Source organism: Segniliparus rugosus ATCC BAA-974, from assembly GCF_000185725.2.
Classification (GTDB): domain Bacteria; phylum Actinomycetota; class Actinomycetes; order Mycobacteriales; family Mycobacteriaceae; genus Segniliparus; species Segniliparus rugosus.
The window spans coordinates 536957-561235 of record NZ_KI391953.1; the positions used below are offsets into that span (position 1 = coordinate 536957).

Here is a 24279-nt window from a genome sequence, read left to right on the forward strand (position 1 = left end):
GTGTCCCGCGTTCGGGTACTCTGCCTCGCATGACTGTCGATGTCGTGGACGTGGTCGGAAATCCCGAAGAGGCGGCGCGGGTCGCGGCCGACGAGCTCGCGAAGCGCACAGGGGTGGCGCAGCATTCGGCGGCGGTGGTCCTCGGATCCGGCTGGGCTCCTGCGGCGGACCGGCTCGGCGAGCCCAGCGCGGTGGTGCCGATGGCCGAACTGCCAGGCTTCCTCGCGCCGGGGGTGTCCGGACATCAAGGGCTCGCCCTGTCCGTTCCGGTCGGCGACCAGCACGTGCTGGTGCTGCTCGGGCGCACGCACGCCTACGAGGGCCACGACCTTGCCCATGTGGTGCACGGGGTCCGCGTCGCCGCCGCTTCGGGCGCGGGCACGTTGATCCTCACGAACGCGGCGGGCGGTTTGAACCAGGAATACCGGGTGGGACAGCCGGTGCTCATCAACGACCACCTGAATATGACGGCGCGCTCGCCGCTGCGAGGGCCGAGGTTCGTGGATCTCACCGACGCCTACTCGCCTCGGCTCATCGCGCTCGCACGGGAGGTCGACCCGAGCCTCGCCGTCGGCGTGTACGCGGGCCTTCCCGGCCCGCATTACGAGACCCCCGCCGAGGTCCGGGCCTTGAAAACGCTCGGCGCGGACCTGGTGGGCATGTCCACGGTGCACGAGACCATCGCCGCCCGCGCGGAGGGCGTGGAGGTGCTCGGGGTGTCGTTGGTGACGAACATCGCCGCCGGGCTCGCCGGGAAGTCCTTGAACCACGCCGAGGTGCTGGAAGAGGGCCATCTGGCCGCGAGGCGGGTGGGCAGCCTGTTGCGCGAGGTCGTCTCCCGGCTATGAGCGGCTCCGAACCCAGCCTCAGCGAGCAGGTGGCGGACTGGATCGAGCACGACCCGGATCCGAAGGACAGCGCCGAGATCGCCACGCTCTTCGCCGCCGCGGACGAGGGCGATATCGGAGCCTCCGCCGAACTCCTCGACCGGTTCGCCGCCCCGCTCTCCTTCGGCACCGCGGGACTGCGCGGCGCGATGCGGGCCGGGCCGAACGGGATGAACCTCGCCGTGGTCGTCCGCGCGAGCAAAGGGTTCGCCGACTGGCTGATCGAGCAGGGCTACGAGGGGGAGACGGTCGTCGTCGGCTGCGACGCGCGCCATCGCTCCGCCGAATTCGCCGTTGCCGCCGCAGAGGTGTTCACAGCGGCGGGTTTCAAAGTGCTCGCCCTCCCGCACGGCTTGCCCACGCCGGTCACCGCCTTCATCGTGAAATGGTGGTACGCGGCGGCGGGAGTGCAGATCACCGCCAGCCACAACCCGCCGCAGGACAACGGTTATAAGGTCTACCTCGAAGGCGGAGCCCAATTGGTGCCGCCATCGGACAAAGAGATCGAAGCCGCCATCGCGGCGGTCGGCCCCGCCGACCAGGTGCCGCGCAGCCCGCTCGTCCCGAACTCGCACGTGGACGACGCGTTGGAGACGTACTTGGACCGGGCGAGCGGCGTCGGCTACGCCGACCAGAGGCGCCGCGGCCATGGCGAGGCGCGCGCGCTGCGGATCGCGCTCACCCCGATGCACGGCGTCGGCGGGAAGGTCGCCGTCGAGGCGCTGCGCAGGGCGGGGTTCGCCGACGTCCACGTGGTGGCCGAGCAATTCGAGCCGGACCCGGACTTCCCGACGGCGCGTTTCCCGAACCCGGAGGAGCCGGGCGCGACGGACCTCCTGCTCGCCCTCGCCGAGCGGGTCGGCGCGGATATCGCCATCGCCTTGGACCCGGACGCGGACCGCTGCGCCATCGGCTTCCCCGGCCTGGGCGAGGACGCGGGCTGGCGGATGCTCACCGGGGACGAGACCGGGACGCTCCTGGGCGGCTGGGCGCTGGACAACTCCCCGACCGAGGACCCCCTCACCGCGAGCACCATCGTCTCCTCCCGCCAGCTCCAAGCCCTCGCCCAGGCGCGGCTGACCCGGCACGCGCGCACGCTGACCGGCTTCAAATGGCTCGTCCGCGCGGGCGAAGGGCTCGTCTACGCGTACGAGGAGGCCATCGGGCATTGCGTTGACCCCGACGCGGTGCGCGACAAAGACGGGATCAGCGCGGCGGTGTTCGCCTCGGACCTGGCCGCCGCGCTCAAAGCAGAGGGCCGGACGGTCGCGCAGGTCTTCGACGACTACGCGCTCGAACTCGGGGTCTACGCCACCAGGCAGGTCTCCTTGCGGTTCGAGCACCTGGACGGCATCGCGCGGACGATGGCCCGGCTGCGCGCGGAACCCCCAGCCGAACTCGACGGGGAGCCCGTCGCGTTCGAGGACTTGGCGCAGGCCATCGAAGGGCCGCGCACCGATGCAGTGGTCCTGACCGGCGACAGCCTGCGCGTCGTGGTCCGCCCCTCCGGCACCGAGCCCAAGCTCAAGGTCTATCTCGAAGCGACCGAACCAGCGCCGGCGCGGGACGCGCTGGCCGGGGCGAGGGCTGCAGCGCAGGAGCGGTTGGGACGGTTGGCGAGCTGGGCCGGCTCTCTTGGATGAGCCCTCTCCCCGGCTGGAACTCCCTCGTCCGACTGGGAACCGACCGGGGGCCGCGCTGCGTCTAACCTTCTGATAGAGACATACCCACACGTGGAGGAGCGGCTGTGTTTTTGAACCCAGAATCGGTCAGGGCCGTCGCAGCGCAGCTCGACAGCGCCGCGCAGACGCTGCCGGGCGCGCGGGCGAAGCTTGACGGACACGACGCGGGAGACTGGGGCTACCTCGGCGGCGCGGCGCACGACGCCGTCATGTTCTTCCAGAACGTCGCCAAGACCGCCGAAGCCGCCGACGGCGAATTCGCGCAGAAGCTGCGCTCCTGCGTGGACACCTACGAGCACACCGACCACCAGATCGCGGGCACGTTCCCGCAGCTCGCCAAGGGGTGACGGGATGACTTCGTACGAGGAAAAACTCGAGCTGGGGGAGAGCGTCCTCCACGGCCTCGAGGAAATCGGCGAGAAAATCCTCCCGATCCTGAAGGAATTCGTCCAAAAATTCAACCCGCTCACTTTCTTCGGCGACGTGTTCACCGCCTTGCGGGAGATCCTCCACGGCCTCGGGGACTTCCTCGGCGGCGATCTGCGCCGGTTCCTGGAGAGCTTGCGCGAGCCGGAGCCCGACCCGGCGAAAGTCCGGGATCTCGCGAGCGCGTTCACCGGCTACGCGGCCGAGCTAGAGCACCACGACGAGGACCTCAGGCAAGCCAAAGGGAGCCTCACCGAGCAGATCTGGGACGACGTGGGCTCGAAGGAGAAGCCCGCCGAGGCGGCGCGCGGCTCGCTCGATGCCCTCGCCGCACGGGCGGGGCAGATGGGCCCGGCTGCCAAAGACGTCGCGAAGACGCTCGATGCTTTCGCGGACCAAATGGCCACGGCCCGCGAGAAGTACCGTGCGGCGAGGGAAGAGTACGAGCCGGTGTCCACGCTCGACAGGATCATCGACAAAGCCCCGGCCCTGCCATGGCACTGGCCCAGGTATTTCGGCGACGTGTTCCACACTCTCCAGCACTCCATCCAGGGCATGCTCGCCGCGCATAAGGAGGCCCGCGCCGCTGGGCTGGACGCGCAGGGCCAGATCCGCAAAGCGCAGGGGGATGTGCATCTCCCCGACCACACGAGCCCGAACATGGACGTGTTCGCCTCGATCGGCCAGTCCAGCGCCAACGGGTCGGGGCCGCTGCGCGAAGGCGTGCAGGCGCGGGCGGACCAGGCGATCGAGAAGATGAGCGCAGAGGATCAGGCGAAGGTCAAAGCGCTGCTTGCCAACGCGCGCAGCGACGAGGAGCGGGCCTGGATTCTCGCCGCGGCTGCCGCAGGGCATGATGTGCCCACGTTGACCAACTACGCCAACCGCCTCAAGCAAATGAGCACGGAGGAGATCACACAGCTCGACCCGAGGGAGTACTCGGACGCGCATCCGGCGAATGTGCAAATCAACCCAGACGGAGGCAGAACGCCGTACCCTGAGGTGGATGCCAGAGGTAAACGCGATGGTGCGTTTATTCAACCGGATGGCACGACCTGTGGCTCATCCTCGCTAGTCATGGCGAAGATGATGAACGATCCTGTGTTCGCGATGCAGATCATGACTGGGTACGACGCGAAGGCCGGCGCTCAAGACGCTCGGCAGGGGCCTTTCCATAAGGATCTCGGAGGAGGCCGTCTTACTAAACCAGACGGCACTCCCGACGGCACTTATACACGGACGGCTGATTTCACTCCTGCGGAGCAGCGTTTCGCGGAGGCCGCGCAGCGGATGCACGATGTCACCACCGACACCCATGATCGGGGCGGCAATCTGCAGTTCCCGTGGATGGAAGGCTTGGGCACGGCTCCGTGGGGAGCCGCGCATGAGATGGGCGCTCCGGGCGGGGCGGGCATCCCAGGCCACAGTTACGACTGGCACCCGGTGAACCAATACAACCAGGACGAGCAGTTCCAGGCGGTGGCCGCTGCGGCGCAGCACGGCGAGGTGCTGCCGCTCTACGTGGGCGGGTCGGGCTATCCGCAACACGTCGTCCTTGTCACCGGTTGTCAGGGAGACAATCTGACTGTCTACGAGCCGGGGAGCGGAAACACTTACTCCGTGAGCCGTGAGGAGTTCACGGGACAGAAGCCGCTGTCGACGGCGGTTTTCAACGACCAAAATGCACGCGTTTGGGGTACGGTGACACCGCAATGAAGCGTTTCTGTGTGATTCTTGCGCTGCCGTTCCTCCTCGCGAACGCGTGCGAGGGGAGAGTGTTGTCCCCGAGACCCGATTGGGAGGCCAATGAGGTTGATCGGGCGAGGTCGGAACATTTGACTGCAGACCCATGGTTAAGGCCAGAGGAATCCACGCCAGGGGGCACGAGGAACTTCATGAGTCCCGGAGGAGGCGGGCCGTTGCTCTTGCGCCCGAACACTGTGCGTTGGTCTGAGGATCCGTTGCCCGGTGATCCGTATGACGCGCTCGTGGCGGAGATCGGCGCGGCGCGTGAGACGGGTTGGTTCGTCACGGGCGCGTACTGCTGGAACAGCTCTGGATTTCACGGCTATGGCCGAGCTTCCGAGACGTCCGACCCGGACCCGTCGTTCTCGGTCGACCGGATTATGGTCGGTTTCGCCAAGCCCTCGGGCGATCTCGACCATGCCCAGGCCGGGTTTCTTTTCGAGGAGCTTCATAGCAAGTTCGACCCCTCCTCGTCCGGCTATGTGCCGAAGGGAAGGATCGTGGTCAGCGGTGTCGCGCCGCATCATGCGGACCAGGGGTGGCCGAAGTACGTCCCGGTCGAGTTGTCGGACACCTGCATCGCCGACCCGCACCATCCCCGCCTGCCCACAAGCGATGAGGAGCCTCCGAAGACGAACCCCCCGCCGCCGGAGGAAGAAAGCTCTCACGGGCCTCTCGACCAGGCGGGCAAACCCTTCGCGAAGTGGGACGACTCGAACAGGTTCTCCCTGTGGCGGCTTCGTAAGCCGGTCTCGAGCACACCGGCAACCCCCTCGACCTGATACGACCAGGGTGGTTCGGCCCCGCTTTTTGATACTTCTGATGGAAGGCAAGGAATGCCAGCTGATCGCCCCTGGGCGTTGAGTGCGGTGACACCGCAATGAAGCGTTTTTTGGTGGTCCTCGTGCTGCCGCTCCTCCTCGCGAATGCATGTGAGACACAACCGAAGTACGCGATGCTCGATTGGGAGGCCAATGAGGTTGATCGGGCCAGGCTGGAACGATTGGTCGCAGATCCTTGGCTGAGGCCAGAGGAATCCACGCCAGGAGGCAGGGATCTGAATACGCCTCCAGGTGGGAGTTTTCCGGGGCTGGTGCGCCCGAATATCAAGCGTTGGTCTGAGGATCCGTTGCCTGGTGATCCGTACGATGCGCTTGTGGCGGAGATCGGCGCGGCGCGGCAGGCGGGCTGGTTCGTCATGGGCGTGTATTGCGCGAATCGCGATGGGCATAACAGTGACGGCTCCGACCGCTCTGCAGAGGCGGTCGATCTAGATTCGTGGTACTCGGTCGACCGGATCATTGTCGGTTTCGCCAAGCCTTCGGACGATCTCGACCATGCCGCCGCCGCATATCTTTTCGAAGAGTTTCACAGCAAGTTCGACCCCTCCTTGTCCAAGTCTGTGCCGAAAGGGGCGGTCATGGTCGTTGGTGTCGCGCCGCATCATGCGGATCGGGGGTGGCCGAAGTACGTCCCGGTGGAGTTGTCGGACACCTGTATCGCCGACCCGCATCATCCCCGCTTGCCCACGAAAGAAGAGGCGGTACCGAAGACGAATCCTCCGCCGCCAAAGGAAGACAGCCTTGATGGGCCTCTCGACCAGGCGGGCAAGCCGTTCGCGAAGTGGGACGATCAGAACAGGTTCTCCCTGTGGCGGCTTCGTAAGCCGACCTCGACCACACCGGCAACCCCCTCGACCTGATACGGCCGGGGAGCGAAGCCGAACGCCCTCATCCGCAACGGGCGAGCGTGTTGCTCAGTCTTCTTCGTCGTCCTCGTAGTGGCCGAGGCGCAGGGTGCTCGACTCCCAGAGGTCCTTGGCCGCTTGCTCGTCACGGCCCTCCCTGCTGTCCTGCCAAGCCTGTTCCCGCTCTTCTGCGTCCCGCTCCGCGCGGCGTTTCGCTTCGAGCTGCCTCGCGTGCTCGCGTTCCCGCTCCTCCACGGCGCTGTCGATCTCCGCCTGCAACGCGTAAAATTTGTCCGCGATACTCAATGTCTCACCCCGTCTCTAGCGGATAGGCGCACGCCCAGGCATTGCCCGGGCCAAGGCGCGCTGACGACCTGCCCAAGTCTAACGCGAGGGCTCGGAGCGGGGCGTCGAGCGATTAGCCGAATGGGCGCGCGCACTGGTAAGCTTCTGACCGCATCGCTTCGGCGGTGACTTCGCGTGCCAGGAATCCCCCTCGCGGGGGAAGGCGCTCACGGCAGGACGGTCCCGTCGGACCAAAAGAACGACGGGCGTGCCGCTGAGCCTGGCACCAGGGCTTGCGGCCGACCGGTCCAGGCAGAACCGATCAGAGGAACTCTGCGTTTCTCGCCAAAGAATTAAGGGGTGTATTCGCCATGGCTGTGGTGACTATGCGGCAGCTGCTCGACAGCGGCGCACATTTCGGGCATCAGACCCGCCGTTGGAACCCGAAGATGAAGCGGTTCATCTTCACGGACCGCAACGGCATTTACATCATCGACTTGCAGCAGACGCTGACCTCGATCGACCGCGCGTACGAATTCGTCAAGGAGACGGTGGCGCACGGCGGCACGATCCTCTTCGTCGGCACCAAGAAGCAGGCGCAGGAGCCCATCGCGACCGAGGCGCTCCGCGTCGGCATGCCCTACGTCAACCAGCGTTGGCTCGGCGGCATGCTCACCAACTTCCAGACCGTCCACAAGCGGCTGCAACGCCTGAAGGAACTCGAGTCCATGGAGCAGACCGGCGGCTTCGCCGGGCGCACCAAGAAGGAGATCCTGGGCCTGACCCGCGAGATGAACAAGCTCGACCGCAGCCTCGGCGGCCTGCGCGACATGGCCAAGCTGCCGTCCGCGCTGTGGGTTGTGGACACCAACAAGGAGCACATCGCAGTCGGCGAGGCGCGCAAACTGGGCATCCCGGTCGTCGCGATCCTCGACACCAACTGCGACCCGGACCTGGTGGACTACCCGATCCCGGCGAACGACGACGCGATCCGCTCGGCGGCCCTGCTGACCCGCGTGGTCGCCACGGCGGTCGCCGACGGCCTGCAGCAGCGCTCGAGCCAGCGCGGCAGCCAGGGCGGCGAGGCCGAGCCGCTGGCCGAGTGGGAGCAGGAACTCCTCGCCCAGGGCGGCGACGCGGAGGCGCAGCCCGCCGCCGAGGCGGAGGCTCCGGCAGCCGAGGCTCCCGCCGAGGGGGCCGAGGCTTCCTAAGCCCGACGCGCTTCGCCTGCGCAGAGCAGTTATTGGCATAACAACGATCAAAGGGAGAACCACGATGGCGAACTACACCGCCGCTGACGTGAAACGCCTGCGCGAGCTCACCGGCTCGGGCATGATGGACTGCAAGAACGCGCTCGCCGAGAACGACGGCGACTTCGACAAGGCGGTGGAGACCCTCCGGGTCAAAGGCGCCAAGGACGTGGGCAAGCGCGCGGAGCGGACCACGGGCGAAGGCCTGGTCGCCACCCTCGACGGCGTGCTCGTCGAGCTGAACTGCGAGACGGACTTCGTCGCCAAGGGCGGGGACTTCCAGTCCCTCGCGGAGCGGGTCGTGAAGGCCGCGGCGGCTGCCCGCCCGCAGTCCACCGCCGACCTCGAAGCGGCCGACCTCGACGGCAAGACCGTGAAGGAGACGGTGGACGAGCTTTCCGCGAAGATCGGCGAGAAGCTGGCCCTCGGCCGCGTCGCCTCCTTCGACGGCAAGGTCGCGACCTACCTGCACCAGCGCAGCTCGGACCTGCCGCCCGCCATCGGCGTGCTCGTGGAGTACACCGGCGAGGGCGACAAGGCCGCCGAGGCCGCGGACTGGGCCGCGAAGCAGATCGCCGCGCTCAAGGCGAAGTACCTCAGCCGTGACGACGTCCCCGAGGAAGTCGTGGCGCAGGAGCGCCGCGTCGCCGAGGAGATCACCCGTTCCGAGGGCAAGCCCGAGCAGGCTATCCCGAAGATCGTCGAGGGCCGCGTCGGAGCCTTCTACAAGGACGTGGTCCTTCTGGAGCAGGCCAGCCTCGCCGACCCGAAGCAGACGGTCGCGAACCAGCTCAAGTCCGCAGGCGCTGGAATCGTCCGGTTCGTCCGGTTCGAGGTCGGCCAGAACTAAGGCACAGCCATGACCGAAGCTCCCGCCGCCGGATCCGCCAAACCGCCCCGTCAGGGGTATAGCCGAGTGCTGCTCAAGCTCGGCGGCGAAATGTTCGGCGGCGGGAGCGTCGGCGTGGACCCGGACGTGGTCGACACCGTCGCCGAGCAGATCGCCGACGTGGTCGCCTCTGGGGTCCAGGTCGCCGTGGTGATCGGCGGCGGGAACTTCTTCCGGGGCGCGGAGCTGCAGCAGCGCGGCTTGGAGCGCTCCCGAGCGGACTACATGGGCATGCTCGGCACGGTGATGAACTGCCTGGCGCTGCAGGACTTCCTGCAAAAGCGCGGGGTGGACACCCGTGTGCAGACGGCCATCACGATGGGCCAGGTCGCCGAGCCGTACATTCCGCTGCGGGCCAGGAGGCACCTGGAAAAGGGCCGGGTCGTCATCTTCGGCGCGGGCATGGGCCTGCCGTACTTCTCCACCGACACCACCGCCGCGCAGCGCGCGCTGGAAGTCGGGGCAGAGGCGGTGCTGCTCGCCAAGGCGGTGGACGGGGTGTACTCCGACGACCCGAAGCACAACCCCGACGCGGTCAAATACGACGAGCTCACCTTCCAAGAGGCGCTCGAGCGCGGGCTGAAGGTGGCCGACGCGGCGGCGTTCGCGGTGTGCCGGGACAACAAGATGCCGATGCTGGTGTTCAACCTGCTCGTTCCGGGGAATATCGCGCGCGCGGTCTCCGGCGAGCGCATCGGCACACTAGTGAGGTGGTAACGCGATGATCGATGAGATTCTCTTCGAGGCCGAGGAGCGGATGGAGCTTGCCGTCGAGGTGGCGAAGGACGAGTTCGCCGCCATCCGCACCGGCAGGGCGACGGCCTCCCTCTTCGCCAAGGTCGTCGTGGACTATTACGGCACGCCGACCCCGATCCCGCAGGTCTCCAGCGTGCAGACCCCCGACCCCCGGCTGGTGGTCATCAAGCCTTACGAGGCGAGCCAGCTGCGCGCGATCGAAGAGGCCATCCAGAAGAGCGACCTTGGCTTGAACCCCTCCAACGACGGCCAAGTCGTGCGCGTGGCGATTCCCGCGCTCACCGAGGAGCGCCGCAAGGAGTTCGCCAAGCAGGCCCGAGGCAAGGCCGAAGAAGCCCGCGTGACCGTGCGCAACGTGCGCCGCAAGGCGAACGACCAGCTCGGCAAGCTCGCGAAGGAAGGCCAGGCGGGCGAGGACGACGTCGTCCGCGCCGAGAAAGAGCTGGACAAGCTGACCGCGAAATTCGTCGGGACCATCGACGAGCTCGTGAAGAAAAAGGAAGCAGAGCTGCTCGAGGTCTGATCGAGCTGCCGCTGTGAGGCGAGGGAGCAATGCGCGCAATGGCGGCAGACACGCGTCATAGGCCGAAGGAGCCGGGCCAACCTAAAAAAAGGGCCAAGGCGGGGCGGAACCTCGCCGCCGCGATCGGCGTCGGGGTCTCTCTGGGGGCGATGATCGTCGCAGTGCTCCTCTTCGCGCCGAAGCTCTGGGTTGTGGTGATCGCCGTCTCCATGGCCATCGCCACTATCGAAGTCGCGAAACGGTTCAACGAGCACGGGGTCGCGACCCTGTACGCTCCGGCGGTCCTCGGCGGCCAGGCGGTGATTTGGGCCAGTTTCTTCAAAGGCGCGAACGGGATGCTCGCCGCGTACGCGGCGACGGTCGTCGTTTGTCTCGTGTGGTGCCTGCTGCGCAAAGGTCTGAACGGCAAGCCGGACCAATATGTCGCAGAGGTGACGCACACCGTCTTCGTGGTGACATGGATTCCGTTTTTCGCCTCGTTCACCGTCCTTCTCCTGCAAAGCGGGCCAGGGGGCTGGAAACAGCTCGTGTGCCTGTTCGTCGTCGTGGCTTGCTCCGATGTGGGCGGCTACGCCACCGGCGTGTTCTTCGGCAAGCATCCCATGGCCCCCGCGATCAGCCCGGGGAAATCCTGGGAAGGCTTCGCTGGAGCCGTCCTCTTCACCCAGATCGGTTCGATCCTCGTCGTGCGCCAGCTGCTCGACCAGCCATACTGGGTCGGCGTCGCGCTCGGCGCGCTCATGGTCCTCACCGCCACTGGCGGCGACTTGGTCGAGTCGCAGGTCAAACGCGACCTCGGCATCAAAGACATGGGCACGCTCCTGCCCGGCCACGGCGGCATCATGGACCGGCTGGACTCCCTGCTGCCGTCCGCTGTCGCCGCGTGGATCGTGCTCGACGTGCTCAGCTGAGCGTTTCAGATATTCGGGCAGGACCTGAGCACTGTGCCAGCGCGCTCCTTGACTGTGGCAGAAATAGCTCGATACATTTCGAGCCACTGCTGTTCCGCGTCCGGATCCTCTTCTGGGTTCACACCCCTCTGGGCCGATTCTCGAATGGAATCTGCCCCGTCCTCACGGGCTTGCGCCTCTGCGGCGAACACGTCTCGCAGCTGATCGCCTTCTGCGGTGGCGGGCATTTTCGCCGCAGTGTCCCGCAACAGTTCTGCGATTTCGCCGATCACGTCCGCCTGCTCGAAATGTAGCTGGATCCGCACGTCATGGTCCCGCGTTTGATCGAGCCGGTTATTGATCGAGCGGGTATGGAGGTTCAACGCGTCGTACGCGGAGCCCGCTTGGCTCAATGTCTCGCACAGAGCGGTGCCCGAGGCCGCCGCCGTTGCAGGCAGCGCTGTCAGAGCGAATACGACAGACAAGGCAGCACGAGAAACATGAAGCGCCTTTGTTTTCGTTCGGCAGAGCATTTGCTTGATCAATGCGTGATCTGGTTGTACGCGATAGGGCACGTGTCGCGCACAGCGTCGAGCAGCGGGCGCATAGCGTTCCAGAAACTGTCTCCGCCGAGCTTTTCGTCAACAAGGGTGGGGTCTTCCGCGCCTGCGTCGAACTCTTCGGCCACTCCCTCGATCGAGTCCCGCAGCTCCGGGGTGCTCACGCGGTCAGCTGTGTCATGCCAGATCTGCGCCTCTTGGCGGAAGTAGCCACTGATTTGGCGCAGAGCAGCCTGATGGGCCGCTTCGCTTTCCCCTGCCTTGTTCCGGTCGAGGACTACTTGTCTGCGGTTGGTGACCGCCTGACCCGCGTTCCAGCCGCGCAGGAACTCGGCGCATTCGTCGCCCGAAGCGGACGCGGTGTTGGTTGGAGCGGCGAGGGGCAGAGCTGCGACGGCGAGCGCGGCGGCGAAAACGGCACGGACGGACATAAAGGTTTCCCTTTCCCATGAACTGAACACGAATATCCGCGATCAGTATGCGGCATGGTTTCTTGCCCGGGAGCCAAGGGTGGCTTATTCCGCTTGGAATCCGCAGAAGCCGGAGCGCCAGCCGCAGCGGAACCCGCCGCGGCCGCCGACCGCGCGGGTCAGTGCTGGGGTTCGACGATGTCGCCGTTGCAGGCGAGGGAATGCGCGTTGTGGTAGTTGTTCATCGAGCGGAACAACATGTCTTTGACCAGGCCGAGCTGGCGGGGCCGGTACGTGCCGTCCGCGATCTTCCGCGCGGTGTCGTTGACCGCGCGGGAGTCGTTGGCGAGCCGGTCCAGGGCGAGGATGGCTCCTCGGGTCTGCATGCCCTTCTTCACGCTGTCCGCGCGCGCGGACAGCGAGCTGGTCGCGGAGAGGATGGTGTTCATGTCGTCCGCGTCGAAGTCGCCGTACTGCTCATCGCCGAAGAAGCTGTTGCCGACCCAGGAGGTGTAGTAACCGGCCACCACGTCGTTGATGGCGTCCAGATCGCCCTGGATCGCGTCATCGTTCGCCTCGAACGCTTCGCAGTCGTGGTCGTTGTTCCGGCCCGCGGGCGCGGCGAGGGCGGAGGGGACGGCGACGAACGGGCCGACTCCACAGGCGAGCGCGGCGAGCGCGGCGGCAAGACGAAGAGACATATGGGTCAACCTTCCAGAAAGATTCGCTAGACCAAACTATGTAACCATAGTAAGGCCGCTTTGGACGGCAAGGGCGCGGGGAGGGAGTTATGTCCCGCACGCTCCTTCGACGGCCTGCTTGAAGCCGGTGATCGCGGCTTTGAGACGGGCGGTCGTTTCTTTGAACTTGTCGAGCGAAGCTTGGCTGCCCTGCCCCTTGATCGTGCCGTCGAAGGCGTCCGCCTGCGCGTACAGCGCCTCGTCGAGTTTTGTGGCGGCGGATTGGCCCGAGGGGGTTTGCAGGCTGACCGCGAGCAGCTTGGCCGCATCGCCCGCCTGGCGGAAGTACACAATGGCGCTGGCCGCGTCCTGCGCCGCGTCCCGGCCTTGGTCCTGCGATGCCTGCTGCATGTGGTCGACGGCGGTTTGGGCGTTGGTGAGGATCTCGCCGGAGTTTTTCTGGAACAGCTCGCAGTCGTGCTGGTCGTCGGCGCGGGCGGTCGCCGGCGCGACGGCCGAGGCTGCCGCGCCGAGCGCGATGACGAGGGCGGCGCGCATGGTCATGGTCTTCTCCCTTGGCTTCCGCGAAACCGCAACTGCTGCGCGGTCTTGGTGCTGATGTGCCTCAGTATGCGCTATCGGTGTGGGGGACGCAACAAGGCCGGCGCTCACGGCTTTGCCGGGCTCCGCTGGCCCCGTCGCGAGTTGTTATGCCACGCTGGAACGATGAGCATGACTCCGCCGAACGTGCCCGCGCGTCCATCGCGCGGCGATCAATGGAAGATCGGCGCGACGTTGGTCCTCGGCTATCTCGCGCTGCTGTACGTCGTCGAGTTCGTCGATGGGCTGGACCGGCACCGGTTGGACCGGTACGGGATCCGGCCGCTGGAGCCGGAAGGATTGTGGGGGATCCTGTTCGCGCCGTTCCTGCACGCGGGATGGCAGCACTTGAACGCCAATGCGGGGGCGATCCTCGTGCTCGGGCTCGTCGGCGTCGTCGCGGGGCTCGGGCGTTTCCTCGTCGCCACGGCGATCATTTGGACAGTCGGCGGCTTGGGCACGTGGCTCATCGGCGACGTCGGTTCGCGATGGCCCACCATCCATATCGGCGCTTCCGGGCTGGTCTTCGGCTGGCTGGCGTTCCTCCTCGTGCAGGGGCTCTTCAGCCGTAAGCCCGGCCAGATCTTGATCGGGCTCGCCGTGTTCTTCTGCTACGGGGCGGTGCTGTGGGGCGTGCTGCCCGGCCAGCAGGGCGTCTCGTGGCAGGGGCACCTCTGCGGCGCGCTTTCGGGCGTGCTTGCGGCCTTTGCGCTGTCGGGCAGGGGCAGGCCCGGACGAGCGGCGGGTTAGACGCGGACGGTCTTGTGGCAGGCCTGGGCGTACGCGGTGTCGACCGCGCTGCCCAGATCCTCGCCTTGCTCCTTGATCTGCTTGATGTCCTCGGGGGAGGCCTCCTCGCCGTTCAGGACGAGCTGCGCGCTTCGGTCGAAGAGCGCGGAGAACCTCTCCAGCGGGCCTCGGTACGACGGAGTCGTGACGGCGTCGGCTCCTGTTTGCAGGGTGTCTGCCATGGAACGCAGGACTTCGCCCACGGACTGGCGGTCGGGATCGTCCGAGGCGAGGGTGAGGACCGAACTCAGCGACCCCGCGTAAGTGTTCAGGTCGTCCAGCTCCGCCTGCAATTCGGTTTCGACCCGCTCCAGCGCCTCGCAGTCCGACGCGGCTGGCTCCGCGGCGGCTCCGGGCAGACCGAGCGCCGCGACGAGCGCTGCCATCCCAGAAACAGCCACACGGGACGTGCGAGAAAACACAGATGATCTCCTTTGCGGATTGGAGCGCGGACGATGTTCCGGGCAGTCTACGACATGGCGCGGGCCTGGCGGCGCAGCGGGCGTAGGGCCAGCGGCATGCCGTCCACCGGCAGCGGCATGCCTGCGTAGTCCCATTTCGGCTGGTAGTCGGGGCTTGTCAGCCCGATCCGGTATTCGCGCAGGACGCGATGCATGATGGCTTTGATCTCCAGTTGGCCGAAGGTCATCCCGATGCATTTGTGGGCGCCGCCGCCGAACGGGGCGAACGCGTAGCGGTGGCGTTTGTGCTCGTTGCGCGGCTCCGCGAAACGGTCAGGGTCGAACTTCTCCGGCTCGGTCCAGATCTCCGGCAAGCGGTGGTTCATAGCGGGGTGGGTGAGGATGGTCGTGCCTTCGGGCACATGGTGGCCGAGCAGGTCGACGTCCCGGACCGTGTTGCGGAAGTTGAAGGGAAGCGGGGTGACCAGGCGCAGCGACTCGTGCATCACGAGGTCGAGGGTTTCGAGCTTTTCGAGCGCGTCGATGTCCAGCGGCCCGTCGCCGAGGCGCGCGGACTCGTCCCGCGCGCGGTCCTGCCACTCGGGATTCGCGGCGAGGTAGTACGCCATGGTGGTCAAGGTGGAGGTCGAGGTGTCGTGCGCGGCCATCATGAGGAAGATCATGTGGCTCACGATGTCGTCGTCGGCGAAGCTCATGCCGTCCTCGGTCACGGTGTTGCAGAGCACGGTGAGCATGTCTTTGCCCTCGGCCCCGCGATGGGCGGGGATGCGCTCGGCGAAGAAGCGTTCGAGGAGTTTGCGGCCCGCGAGCCCTTTGTTCCACTTCAGCCACGGCATGCCGGGAGCCGGGCGGCGGAAGAAGGCTCCGCCCGCGCGGGTGGTGTTGAGGAAGGCGGTGTTCACCTCGGCGAGTTCGGCGTGGCCGATCTCGCCGTGCCGGGCTCCCATGAACACGACCGAGGCGATGTCGAGGGTGAGCTCTTTCGTGGCGTCGTGGACGCGGAAGGCCCGCCCGTCTTTCGGCCAGTTCCGCACCACGTCGGTGGCCACCGCATCGATATGCTCGACATAGCCGGCGAGCGCGGCGCGGGTGAACGCCTCTTGCATGATGTGCCGGTGCGCGAGATGCTCGGGGAAGTCCAGCAGCATGAGCCCTCGGCGGAAGAACGGCCCGATGATGGTGACCCAGCCTTGCTGGGCGAATTGCTTCTCGCGATTGGTGAACAATGCCTGCGTCGCGTCCGGGCCGAGCGCGGCGACCATCGTGATGCCGAAGTTGGTCTGGAAGCTCACCGGGCCCCTGGTGCGGTACAGGTGCTCCATGTACGCCGAGCCGCCGCGCATGAACTCGACCGCGTGCCCGAGCAGGGGCAGGCCGTTGTCGCCGCGCACAGGTTTCAAGCCGCTGCCCGGCGGGGGCTCGGCGAGGACGGCGGTCGGGCGGTAGGGCTGCGCGAGCAACTTGCGCTCGACGGCGGCCAGGCCCGGCAGGGTGCTGATTCTCGGCTTCGGCAGTGGTGGCAGTCGGACCGGCATGGTGGCCTCCTGGACGCGTGCGAATATGGCCTGCGCCACAATGTTAGCGCCGAACGCCTCTCATAACAAGGTTTAGCCCGCGTCGGGCGCGGGCAGCGGCTTGCGCCAGTCGTTGATCGGGACGGTGACGCAGGTCCAGGAGTTTGGGACGGGCTCGATCTCGAAACCGTGCTCGACCAGCAGCGCTTCGATGGTCCGCGCCACCTTGAGCTCGAGAGGGCCGTAGTCCCCGTCGGCCTCCGGCTCTTCGAACGTGCCGTACCGGAGGTAGAGCGTGGTCGGAGCGGCTCCGAGGCCGTCGGCGTCCTGGCCGTGGAAGAAGACGTAGCCGGTCGCGTCCGGCAAGAAGTCGTCCCGCTCCATCTCGATTTCCGAATGGCCGCAGGTGCCGCAGCAGGTGAAATTCATCCGCGCGACGATCCCCCCGCGCTCAAGCTCGGCGAACACGGCGCAGAGCCGGTCGTAGTCGCTCGGCGAAGACCAGCTCCGCTGCTCTTCGAGCCGCGCCTGCCACTCCTGGCCGACGATCTCGCGGACCTGTTGCTCGGAGAGGGTCTCGTCGGCCACGTAGCCGTAGAGGTCGTCGAGTTCTGCGAATCCGGACTTGATCAGCTCGCGAGCCTGCTCGCGCAGCTCGGCGACCCGTTCGGGCGAGACGGTTTCCGCCATGATTCCCCTTCCTCCGTCTGGTCGGCTCGACGGGAAAGCGCCGAGGATCGGGCTGGGCCGGTCAGCCCGCGCAGGCGGCTTCGTGCGCCTTGTCGTAGTCGCCCGACAGGCTGTCCACCCGTTTGGCGAGATCCTGCGCCTTGTGCGTGGTGGCCTCGTCCGGGGTTCCGTCGATCGACTCGATGACCTGGCCGAGCTGTTTGATCGAGTCGGAGTAGTCGGAGACCGTCTTGCGGTAGCCGGAGTCGGACACGCTCGCGGCAACGTTCGCGAGGATGTCGCCCGTCTTGACCAGGGTCTCGCCGGTCGTCTGGGAGGCCTCGTGCTTGTCCTGGGCCGACGCGTTGTCGGCGACCACGTTGCTGATGGTGCGCAGCGCGCCCGCGAGGGTGGTCAGATCGGCGTCCGCGCCCTTGAACACGGCGCAGTCGGTGCTCGGCGCGGCGAAGGCGGCGGGAGCCTGCGCGGCGAGCAGCGGCAAGCTGAGGACGAGGGCGCGGGAAATCTGCATGAGACGCAGCCTACGTCGGTCGCGCGGAGCCGAAAAGGCCCTGAGCTGCAGAGCGACGTTTTCTTTATCGAACTGCCGCCAGACTGTGTGCGCCGCGCGGCGCTACTTGCACTGTTCGTGGAACGCCTTGTTCGCGGCTTTGACGGCTTTGACGTTGCGGTTGTACGACTCGTACATCGTGTTCTCGTTGCCCGTCCCCAAGCTGGTGTCGACCGAGTCGGCGTATTCGTCGAAAGACTGGGCGTCTTCCCAGTACAGGTTCTTGAGGTCCTGGCTCGTCAGTTTCTCGGAGAGATCGCGCAACATGTCGGCCATGGTCCTGGCCTGCTGCACGAGCTGACGCTTGACTTCGGCGTGCTGGTCAGGGTTGCTTCCCTGTCGGCCTGCGACCTTGCGCAGCGAGGCGAAGTGGTCGGCGAGTTTGGAGTACTGGCCGGCCGCCTGCCGCAACACGACGCAGTCCGGGTTCGGCTCCGCGACGGCCTGGGGGGCGATGGGGGACAGCAAGGCGGGCGCGAGCGCGGCCAGGGCTGTGAGCGCGGCGTGCCGAGAAAGGCGAGGCATCGGCGATCCTTCCGAAACGAGGGCGAGACGCTCTCATTCTGCAATACGGAAAAGGCCGACGGTATCGTCGGGCGCCGCAGCTGAGAGTTCCGATGATCGCACCTTCGGTCTTGTCCGTTGGTTTCGCGAGTCTCGCTGGTGATGTGGCCGCGGTGCGCGGCGCGGATTGGCTGCGCGTGGATGTGATGGGCGGGGTCGGCTCGGTGCCCCGAACCTCGCGCTTGGTTAAACTTGTCGGGTGCCGCAGCTGAGAGTTCCGATGATCGCACCTTCGATCTTGTCCGCTGACTTCGCGAATCTCGCTCGTGATGTGGCCGCTGTGCGCGGCGCGGATTGGCTGCACGTCGATGTGATGGACAATCATTTCGTTCCGAACCTCACCCTCGGCGCGCCTGTGGTGGCGAGCATCAAGAAAGCCACCGACATCCCGTTGGACTGCCATCTCATGATCGAGGATCCGGCGCGCTGGGCCCCGGAGTACGCGGAGATCGGGGCGAAAAACGTCACCTTCCACGCCGAGGCCTCGGACGATCCGCTCGCCGTCGCCAGGGACATCCGCGCCGCCGGCGCGGGCGCTGGGCTCGCGATCAAGCCGGGCACGCCGCTGGAGCCGTATCTCGAAGTGCTCCGCGGATTCGACACGGTGCTTGTCATGAGCGTGGAGCCGGGCTTCGGCGGCCAGAAGTTCATCCCCGAGGTGCTCGACAAGGTGCGCACGCTGCGCGCGGTCAAAGACCGGGGCGAGCTGACCGTGCTCATCGAGATCGACGGCGGGATCAACATGGACACCATCGAAGCCGCCGCCGAGGCGGGAGTGGACTGTTTCGTGGCGGGATCCGCCGTCTACGGGGCGGCCGATCCGGCGCAAGCGGTCGAGGCGCTGCGCCAAGCGGCGCTCATCGCGTGAGCCGTTCGAATGCGCCGTCCGGCCCAGGGCGGTAGGGCTCGGCCGCTGTCACCGCGGCGACCGGCAGCGGGCCGTACAGATGGGGGAACGTCGATCCGTCGGCGGCGGGCGGCACGCCTTCTTCCCAGCGGATCGGGGCATTGACCAGGCCGGGGTCCACGCGGAGCAGCAGGAGGTCCTCGCGCCCGGCGTAGAACAAGTTCGCCGGGATGTGAACTTGCTCGGGGGAGGACAAATGGATGAAGCCGATCTCGTCCAGCGACGGAGCGGTGTACACCTCGCCTTCTTTCGCGGCGAGCCATTCGGCTTCGCCGCAGATATGGACGAGGGGCGCAATGGTCCGAGGTCGCACCTGATCAGCGTACTCGCATCGGGGCACGGCGCCCGACCCCATGCCGAAGGCGGGCGCCTCGTTCTGGCGCCAGACCGCGGTGGTGCAGGCGTGCTTGGACGAGGATATGGGCGCGGTGCTGCGGCAGTGGCGCGCGTGTTCGCGCAGAAAGTCCTCGCGCTGCTCCAGGCTCAAACGGGCGACGCGCAGGGGGCCTACGGTTCGCTGGACGAGTCGACGCGCCTCTTGGAGCTCGCCCGCGCCCGCGAGGGGCCGAGGCGATGGGGTTCCTGGTGGAGGAGTGCTTGCGCTCGGAACAGCTGAAGGTGAGTTTTTTCGCCAGAGACGCCAAGGCGGTCGAGCGGGACTATCCGCCGCCGTCTCGGTCGTGGGGCGACTTCCAGCGGAGGGACTACGCGGCGGCTGTCGTTGCCGCAACCGCCGCTCAGCGGTGAGATGACGATCGATCTCGCTTCTCAGGGTATGGCGCGTTTTGCCCGCTTCTGCGCGTTATCGAGAAAATCTATAACGCGCCCGACGCGCGGCGGCGGGGCCGCTTCGCATGTCGGCTCGCCGTCTCTGCCCGCCGTTACACTGCCACCATGCTCGATCACGAGGCTTCCGAGGCGGCGGCAGGCTTCATGCGCCATGCCGTCGCCATCTCTTGGGGGGCGCGCGGCCGCACGAGCCCGAACCCCCGGTCGGCGCTGTCTTGGTGAGCCCGGGCGGGCAGATCGTCGGGCGGGGCGTGACGCAACCGCCGGGGCAGGCGCACGCCGAGGTGATGGCGATTGCCGAGGCGGGGGAGCGCGCGAGAGGCGCGACGGCGTACGTCACTTTGGAGCCTTGCGACCATGTGGGGCGGACGGGGCCTTGCTCGCGGGCGTTGATCGCCGCGGGGATCGCCGAGGTTGTGTACGCGGTGCCGGACCCGAACCCCCGCTCGTCGGGCGGCGCTCGCACGCTTGAGGCGGCCGGCGTCCGGGTGCGCTCCGGGGTTTTGGCCGACGAGGTGCGCAAGGGCCCCTTGCGCGAGTGGCTGCATGTGCAGCGGACCGGGCGGCCGCATGTGACGTGGAAGTTCGCGGCGACGCTCGATGGCAGAGCGGCGGCGAAGGACGGGACCAGCCAATGGATCACCGGGCCGCAGATCCGGGAGTCTGTGCACGCCACCCGAGGCGAGCTTGACGCGATCATCGTGGGCACCGGCACGGCGCTGGCCGATGATCCGTGGCTCACGGCTCGGCTTCCGGACGGTTCGCTCGCGCCGCATCAGCCGACCAGGGTCGTGATGGGGACGCGGGAGCTTCCCGAGGCGGCTCGGGTGCTCGACGACGCCGCTCCGACGGTCCTCGCGAAGACCCATGACCCTGCGGAAGCGCTCGCGATGCTCGGCGACAAGGTCCACGTGTTGCTCGAAGGGGGGCCGAAGCTTGCGGCGGCGTTCCTGAAAGCGGGGCTGGTGGACCTTGTGCACGCGCATCTGGCCCCGGCGCTGCTCGGGGCTGGGCCGTTGGCTGTCGGGGATCTGGGGGTGGGGACTCTTGCGGACGCGTTGCGGTTCAGCGTCGAAGATGTGCGGCAAGTGGGCGGCGACATCGCCGTGCGTTTGGTCCCGGACGCGGGGCTTTCGCCGCCGCGGTCTGAGCGGTAGTTTCTCGATTCCCTCCTTGTGGCGCGCGGTTCCGCCCGATGGAATCGAATGTATGGGCGGGAGCCGGTTCGGCTGGCGTGGTCCGGGCCTTCGGGCGGTGTCGCGCTCTGGCGCGGAAGGCATGCGCGCGGCTTCGCTTCGCGCGTGGCGTCCGGCTATTTCCGCTGCACGGAAGAAGGGTATCGTGGAGGCATGTTTACCGGTCTCGTTGAGGAGCTCGGCGAGGTGGTGTGGCTGAAACCAATAGGCGACTCCGCGCAGCTCGCCATCAAAGCGCGAGTCGTGGTGGAGGGGGTTCGCCACGGCGACTCCATCGCCGTGAACGGCGTGTGCTTGACCGTGGTCGACCAGCCTGAGCCAGGTGTGTTCGTGGTGGACGCGATGGGCGAGACCCTGCGGCACACCAGCGTCGGCTCGCTCGCCCCGGGCTCGCTCGTGCATCTGGAGCGCGCGCTCGCGCTCGGCGACCGGCTCGGCGGGCACCTGGTCCAGGGCCATGTGGACGGCGTCGGTCGCGTGCTCAGCCACACCGAGGGCGAGGCGTGGGACGTGGTCCGGATCAGCTTGCCCGAAGAGATTCAGAGGTACGTCGCCCATAAAGGCTCGATCACGGTGGACGGGGTTTCCCTCACTGTGAGCGCTGTCGGGGGGGCGGAGAACGGCGCTGAGGGTTCGTCTGGGGGCGGGGGAGGCATAACATGGTTCGAAGTGTCGCTCATCCCGGAAACGCGTCGGGCGACCACGCTCGGTCGCCATGCAGTCGGCGACGTGGTGAACCTGGAGGTTGATGTGATCGCGAAGTACGTGGAGAGGCTGACTTTGGGGGCGGGGCGATGAGCGAGTTCGACAGCATCGAACGGGCGATCAAAGACATCGCCGAGGGCAAAGCCATCGTGGTGGTGGACGACGAGGACCGGGAGAACGAGGGCGACCTCACGTTCGCGGCGGAGAAAGCCACTCCCGAGCTGGTCGCCTTCATGATCCGGCACACGTCAGGGTATCTCTGCGTGCCGATGGAGGAAGAGGACTGCGACCGGCTGGACCTTCCGCCGATGTACGCGGTGAACCAGGATCGTCGCGGCACGGCGTACACGGTGACCGTCGACGCCAGGGAAGGCGTGGGGACCGGCATCTCGGCTCGGGACCGCGCCCACACGATCCAGCTTCTCGCGAACGCCGAGACGAAGGCTTCCGATCTGACCCGTCCGGGGCACATGGTGCCGCTGCGCGCGAAACCGGGCGGGGTGCTGCGCAGGCCGGGGCACACCGAGGCCGCCGTGGATCTGGCTCGGCTCGCCGGACTGCGCCCTGCGGGGGTGATCTGCGAGATCGTGAGCACGAAAGACGAAGAGCACATGGCCAAGGGCGACGAGCTGCGGGTCTTCGCCGAGGAGCACAATCTGGCCCGGATTTCGATCGCGGACCTGATCCGCTACCGGCGGCGCTATGAGAAGCATGTGCGCCGTGAGGCGGAGGCGCGCCTCCCCACGCGCCACGGGGTGTTCCGGGCGATCGGCTACTCCTGCGCGTACGAGGACGCGGAGCATATGGCCATGGTCTTCGGCGACATCAGCAACGGCGAGGACGTGCTGGTCCGAGTCCATTCGGAGTGTTTGACCGGCGATGTGTTCGGCAGTCTGCGCTGCGACTGCGGTCCGCAGTTGGACGCGGCCATGGAGATCGTCGCCGAGGAGGGCCGGGGCGTGGTCTTGTACATGCGCGGCCACGAGGGCCGAGGCATCGGGCTGCTCGCGAAGCTCAGGGCGTACGAGCTGCAGGACGGGGGCGCGGACACGGTGGACGCGAACCTTCAGCTCGGGCTGCCCGCCGACGCCCGCGACTACGGTGTCGGGGCGCAGATCCTGTGCGATCTGGGCATCCGGTCGATGCGCCTGTTGACGAACAACCCGGCCAAGCGGGTCGGTTTGGACGGCTACGGCCTGACGATCCACGACCGGGTGCCGATGCCGATGCGGGCGAACGCGGAGAATCTGCGTTATTTGCAGACCAAGCGCGACCGGATGGGCCACGAGCTCGACGGCTTGGAGGAGGCCGTGCTGAACGAGGGGCTGGCGTGAGCGCGGGCGAGTTCGCCCCAGGGCTGGAGCTGGACGGCGACGCGACGGGGCTGTCGGTCGGGATCGTCGCGTCGGGCTGGCACGCGGACATCGTGGACGCGCTGCTCGAAGGCGCGTTGCGGGTGGCAGAGCGGGCCGGGGTGAAAACCGAGGTGCTGCGCGCGCCAGGCGCCTTGGAGCTGCCGATCCTCGCCCAGGCGCTCGCCGAGATCCACGACGCGGTCGTCGCGCTCGGCGTCGTGGTGCGGGGCGAGACGGCCCATTTCGACTACGTGTGGCAGACCGTCGCCCAAGGGCTTTTGCGCGCGAGCCTGGACTCGCGCACGCCGATCACCCACGGGGTCCTCAACACCGAGAACCGCGAGCAGGCGGTGGACCGGGCCGGTCTGCCGGGCTCCGCGGAAGACAAGGGCGGAGAGGCCGCTGCGGCGGCGATCAACACGGCGCTCGCGTTGCGGCAGCTGCGGTCCTCATGAGCGAGGTTTCCCCGTTGGTCATTCGGCCGAGGAAAATGCGGTGGTACGCGTGGGGGGCCGCCGTTGCGCTCTTGGCGATCCACACCACGGTCGGGGTGCTGTTGCGGATCGCGGAGACCGGCGTGTATTTCCGGATCTCCGACCAGGTCGCGATGATTTTGCTCGGCTTGATCTTCGCCGGGCTCGCTCTGCTGTTCACCCGTCCGAGGGTCCGCGTGCTGGGCGAAGGGCTCGGGGTGCGCAATCTTTTCGCGGAGAAGCTGGTTCCCTGGGACCAAGTGGTTTCGATCTCGTTCCCCGAGTCCTCGCCATGGGCGAGGGTGGATATCCCCGACGACGAGTTCGTGCCGATCATGGCGATTTCCGCGATGGACGGCCAGCACGCGGTCGACTCGATCCGCGCGTTGCGGGCGCAGGTGGACGAGCGCATCGGTTCGCCGAGCCAGTAGGCTCGGCTTTATGGATGAGGATCTCACGGCGGCGCTGCATCCGATCATCGCGGCGCGGCGCTCCGGGCGGCTGTTCGACGCCAACGGCCATGTGGGGCGCGAGCAGGTGGCGGTTTTGCTTGAGGCGGCGAGGTGGGCCCCGACCTGGGGCAAACGCCAGCCGGTCCGATTTCTGGTCGGATTGCGCGGCGAGGACGGCCCGGACGGCACGTTCGCGAAGCTCCATGGGTTGTTGAGCCGGGGCAATCAGTCGTGGGCTCCCGCCGCAGGAGCGCTGGTGCTGCTCGTCGCGGCCGCGGCGGGCGAGCCGGACGAAGTGGCCTATGCTCCGGTGGACCTCGGCCTCGCGCTTGGCCAGCTCGTCCTCCAGGCGGTCGCGGACGGGTTCGTCGCGCATCCGATGGCGGGGTTCGACAAGGTCGGTGCGAAAGCGGCGTTCGACATCCCCTCGGAGTTCGAGCCGTGGGCGGTGGTCGCCGTCGGCGTGGCGGGGACAGGGCTTGCGGACGCGGATCCGGGCCTGGTGGCCAAGGAGAACGCGCCGCGCAAGCGCCTGCCCCTGTCGGAGGTGGCGTTCGCCGGCACATGGGGCGAACGCTTCTAGCCCCGAGGTTCAGCGCCTC

30 protein-coding genes and 1 pseudogene are annotated in these 24279 nt (G+C 67.3%); 20 read left to right on the top strand and 11 right to left on the bottom strand.

Annotated elements, in window-relative coordinates:
- The first annotated feature begins 29 nt into the window (after positions 1 to 29).
- From HMPREF9336_RS02585 to HMPREF9336_RS02610, 6 genes are all read left to right on the top strand, one after another.
- Positions 30 to 848 (top strand): purine-nucleoside phosphorylase, encoded by an 819-nt coding sequence (locus tag HMPREF9336_RS02585; protein WP_007471647.1) that lies wholly within the window; start codon positions 30 to 32, stop codon positions 846 to 848.
- Entirely contained in the window at positions 845 to 2530 is a 1686-nt protein-coding gene (locus tag HMPREF9336_RS02590; protein WP_007471646.1) for a phospho-sugar mutase, read from the top strand. The genes HMPREF9336_RS02585 and HMPREF9336_RS02590 overlap by 4 nt, the downstream gene beginning before the upstream one ends.
- Positions 2531 to 2634: 104 nt before the next feature.
- Positions 2635 to 2916 (top strand): WXG100 family type VII secretion target, encoded by a 282-nt coding sequence (locus HMPREF9336_RS02595; protein WP_007471645.1) that lies wholly within the window; start codon positions 2635 to 2637, stop codon positions 2914 to 2916.
- A gap of 4 nt (positions 2917 to 2920) precedes the next feature.
- Positions 2921 to 4711, top strand: coding sequence for a WXG100 family type VII secretion target (locus tag HMPREF9336_RS02600; protein ID WP_007471644.1), 1791 nt, complete (start codon positions 2921 to 2923; stop codon positions 4709 to 4711).
- A gap of 179 nt (positions 4712 to 4890) precedes the next feature.
- Positions 4891 to 5523: a hypothetical protein gene (locus tag HMPREF9336_RS02605; protein WP_021029974.1), complete on the top strand. Its 633-nt coding sequence runs from the start codon at positions 4891 to 4893 to the stop codon at positions 5521 to 5523.
- Between the two features lie 98 nt (positions 5524 to 5621).
- Entirely contained in the window at positions 5622 to 6443 is an 822-nt protein-coding gene (locus HMPREF9336_RS02610; RefSeq protein WP_007471642.1) for a hypothetical protein, read from the top strand.
- Between the two features lie 54 nt (positions 6444 to 6497).
- Here HMPREF9336_RS02610 and HMPREF9336_RS02615 read toward each other — a convergent pair whose 3' ends face one another.
- The gene (locus HMPREF9336_RS02615) at positions 6498 to 6734 is read right to left on the bottom strand and encodes a hypothetical protein (protein WP_007471641.1); all 237 of its coding nucleotides are present in this window, start codon (positions 6732 to 6734) and stop codon (positions 6498 to 6500) included.
- 350 nt (positions 6735 to 7084) lie between these two features.
- Here HMPREF9336_RS02615 and rpsB point away from each other — a divergent pair, with 350 nt between their 5' ends.
- From rpsB to HMPREF9336_RS02640, 5 genes are all read left to right on the top strand, one after another.
- The gene (gene rpsB / locus HMPREF9336_RS02620; protein ID WP_007471640.1) at positions 7085 to 7924 is read left to right on the top strand and encodes a 30S ribosomal protein S2; all 840 of its coding nucleotides are present in this window, start codon (positions 7085 to 7087) and stop codon (positions 7922 to 7924) included.
- A gap of 64 nt (positions 7925 to 7988) precedes the next feature.
- Positions 7989 to 8813: a translation elongation factor Ts gene (tsf, locus tag HMPREF9336_RS02625; RefSeq protein WP_007471639.1), complete on the top strand. Its 825-nt coding sequence runs from the start codon at positions 7989 to 7991 to the stop codon at positions 8811 to 8813.
- Between the two features lie 9 nt (positions 8814 to 8822).
- Positions 8823 to 9569: a UMP kinase gene (gene pyrH, locus HMPREF9336_RS02630; RefSeq protein WP_007471637.1), complete on the top strand. Its 747-nt coding sequence runs from the start codon at positions 8823 to 8825 to the stop codon at positions 9567 to 9569.
- A 4-nt stretch (positions 9570 to 9573) separates the two neighbouring features.
- Entirely contained in the window at positions 9574 to 10131 is a 558-nt protein-coding gene (gene frr, locus HMPREF9336_RS02635) for a ribosome recycling factor (protein ID WP_007471636.1), read from the top strand.
- 38 nt (positions 10132 to 10169) lie between these two features.
- Positions 10170 to 11042 (top strand): phosphatidate cytidylyltransferase, encoded by an 873-nt coding sequence (locus HMPREF9336_RS02640; RefSeq protein WP_007471635.1) that lies wholly within the window; start codon positions 10170 to 10172, stop codon positions 11040 to 11042.
- 5 nt (positions 11043 to 11047) lie between these two features.
- On the opposite strand, the gene HMPREF9336_RS02645 is transcribed toward HMPREF9336_RS02640, so the two are convergent.
- From HMPREF9336_RS02645 to HMPREF9336_RS02660, 4 genes are all read right to left on the bottom strand, one after another.
- Positions 11048 to 11566, bottom strand: coding sequence for a hypothetical protein (locus HMPREF9336_RS02645; protein ID WP_156920272.1), 519 nt, complete (start codon positions 11564 to 11566; stop codon positions 11048 to 11050).
- Positions 11563 to 12012: a hypothetical protein gene (locus HMPREF9336_RS02650; RefSeq protein ID WP_021029978.1), complete on the bottom strand. Its 450-nt coding sequence runs from the start codon at positions 12010 to 12012 to the stop codon at positions 11563 to 11565. Before HMPREF9336_RS02650 ends, HMPREF9336_RS02645 begins: the two co-directional genes overlap by 4 nt.
- A gap of 158 nt (positions 12013 to 12170) precedes the next feature.
- Positions 12171 to 12692 (bottom strand): hypothetical protein, encoded by a 522-nt coding sequence (locus tag HMPREF9336_RS02655; RefSeq protein WP_021029979.1) that lies wholly within the window; start codon positions 12690 to 12692, stop codon positions 12171 to 12173.
- An 87-nt stretch (positions 12693 to 12779) separates the two neighbouring features.
- Positions 12780 to 13235 carry a hypothetical protein gene (locus HMPREF9336_RS02660; protein WP_021029980.1) on the bottom strand — a complete coding sequence of 152 codons (456 nt, stop codon included), beginning with the start codon at positions 13233 to 13235 and terminating at the stop codon, positions 12780 to 12782.
- Between the two features lie 162 nt (positions 13236 to 13397).
- Here HMPREF9336_RS02660 and HMPREF9336_RS02665 point away from each other — a divergent pair, with 162 nt between their 5' ends.
- Positions 13398 to 14021, top strand: a complete 624-nt coding sequence (locus tag HMPREF9336_RS02665; protein ID WP_007471630.1) for a rhomboid family intramembrane serine protease — start codon at positions 13398 to 13400, stop codon at positions 14019 to 14021.
- On the opposite strand, the gene HMPREF9336_RS02670 is transcribed toward HMPREF9336_RS02665, so the two are convergent.
- The 5 genes from HMPREF9336_RS02670 to HMPREF9336_RS02690 all read right to left on the bottom strand — a co-directional run bounded on the left by HMPREF9336_RS02670 (position 14018) and on the right by HMPREF9336_RS02690 (position 17761).
- The gene (locus HMPREF9336_RS02670; protein WP_021029982.1) at positions 14018 to 14482 is read right to left on the bottom strand and encodes a hypothetical protein; all 465 of its coding nucleotides are present in this window, start codon (positions 14480 to 14482) and stop codon (positions 14018 to 14020) included. The genes HMPREF9336_RS02665 and HMPREF9336_RS02670 overlap by 4 nt on opposite strands.
- A gap of 47 nt (positions 14483 to 14529) precedes the next feature.
- A complete protein-coding gene (locus HMPREF9336_RS02675) occupies positions 14530 to 16017 on the bottom strand; it encodes a cytochrome P450 (protein ID WP_007471627.1) in 1488 nt (495 codons plus the stop codon).
- Positions 16018 to 16089: 72 nt separating this feature from the next.
- Positions 16090 to 16686 (bottom strand): DUF6891 domain-containing protein, encoded by a 597-nt coding sequence (locus HMPREF9336_RS17335; protein ID WP_007471625.1) that lies wholly within the window; start codon positions 16684 to 16686, stop codon positions 16090 to 16092.
- 61 nt (positions 16687 to 16747) lie between these two features.
- Positions 16748 to 17197: a hypothetical protein gene (locus HMPREF9336_RS02685; protein WP_007471623.1), complete on the bottom strand. Its 450-nt coding sequence runs from the start codon at positions 17195 to 17197 to the stop codon at positions 16748 to 16750.
- Between the two features lie 102 nt (positions 17198 to 17299).
- Positions 17300 to 17761, bottom strand: a complete 462-nt coding sequence (locus HMPREF9336_RS02690) for a hypothetical protein (RefSeq protein ID WP_007471622.1) — start codon at positions 17759 to 17761, stop codon at positions 17300 to 17302.
- 259 nt (positions 17762 to 18020) lie between these two features.
- On the opposite strand from HMPREF9336_RS02690, the gene rpe reads away from it, so the two are divergent.
- The gene (rpe, locus tag HMPREF9336_RS02695; RefSeq protein WP_021029983.1) at positions 18021 to 18668 is read left to right on the top strand and encodes a ribulose-phosphate 3-epimerase; all 648 of its coding nucleotides are present in this window, start codon (positions 18021 to 18023) and stop codon (positions 18666 to 18668) included.
- Here the strand turns inward: rpe and HMPREF9336_RS02700 are convergent.
- Positions 18658 to 19020 (bottom strand): DUF952 domain-containing protein, encoded by a 363-nt coding sequence (locus tag HMPREF9336_RS02700; protein ID WP_007471619.1) that lies wholly within the window; start codon positions 19018 to 19020, stop codon positions 18658 to 18660. The genes rpe and HMPREF9336_RS02700 overlap by 11 nt on opposite strands.
- Positions 19021 to 19280: 260 nt before the next feature.
- Here HMPREF9336_RS02700 and HMPREF9336_RS18235 point away from each other — a divergent pair, with 260 nt between their 5' ends.
- From HMPREF9336_RS18235 to HMPREF9336_RS02730, 7 genes and pseudogenes are all read left to right on the top strand, one after another.
- Entirely contained in the window at positions 19281 to 19454 is a 174-nt protein-coding gene (locus tag HMPREF9336_RS18235) for a hypothetical protein (protein ID WP_021029985.1), read from the top strand.
- A gap of 147 nt (positions 19455 to 19601) precedes the next feature.
- Positions 19602 to 20653, top strand: a pseudogene (ribD, locus tag HMPREF9336_RS02705) (bifunctional diaminohydroxyphosphoribosylaminopyrimidine deaminase/5-amino-6-(5-phosphoribosylamino)uracil reductase RibD).
- A 192-nt stretch (positions 20654 to 20845) separates the two neighbouring features.
- Positions 20846 to 21490 (top strand): riboflavin synthase, encoded by a 645-nt coding sequence (locus tag HMPREF9336_RS02710; protein WP_021029987.1) that lies wholly within the window; start codon positions 20846 to 20848, stop codon positions 21488 to 21490.
- Positions 21487 to 22731, top strand: a complete 1245-nt coding sequence (locus HMPREF9336_RS02715) for a bifunctional 3,4-dihydroxy-2-butanone-4-phosphate synthase/GTP cyclohydrolase II (RefSeq protein WP_007471616.1) — start codon at positions 21487 to 21489, stop codon at positions 22729 to 22731. Before HMPREF9336_RS02710 ends, HMPREF9336_RS02715 begins: the two co-directional genes overlap by 4 nt.
- On the top strand, positions 22728 to 23207 hold the full coding sequence (ribH, locus tag HMPREF9336_RS02720) for a 6,7-dimethyl-8-ribityllumazine synthase (protein WP_007471614.1): 480 nt from the start codon (positions 22728 to 22730) through the stop codon (positions 23205 to 23207). Before HMPREF9336_RS02715 ends, ribH begins: the two co-directional genes overlap by 4 nt.
- Positions 23204 to 23656, top strand: a complete 453-nt coding sequence (locus HMPREF9336_RS02725) for a PH domain-containing protein (protein ID WP_007471613.1) — start codon at positions 23204 to 23206, stop codon at positions 23654 to 23656. The genes ribH and HMPREF9336_RS02725 overlap by 4 nt, the downstream gene beginning before the upstream one ends.
- A gap of 10 nt (positions 23657 to 23666) precedes the next feature.
- On the top strand, positions 23667 to 24260 hold the full coding sequence (locus HMPREF9336_RS02730; RefSeq protein WP_007471612.1) for a nitroreductase family protein: 594 nt from the start codon (positions 23667 to 23669) through the stop codon (positions 24258 to 24260).
- The last annotated feature ends 19 nt before the right edge of the window (positions 24261 to 24279 follow it).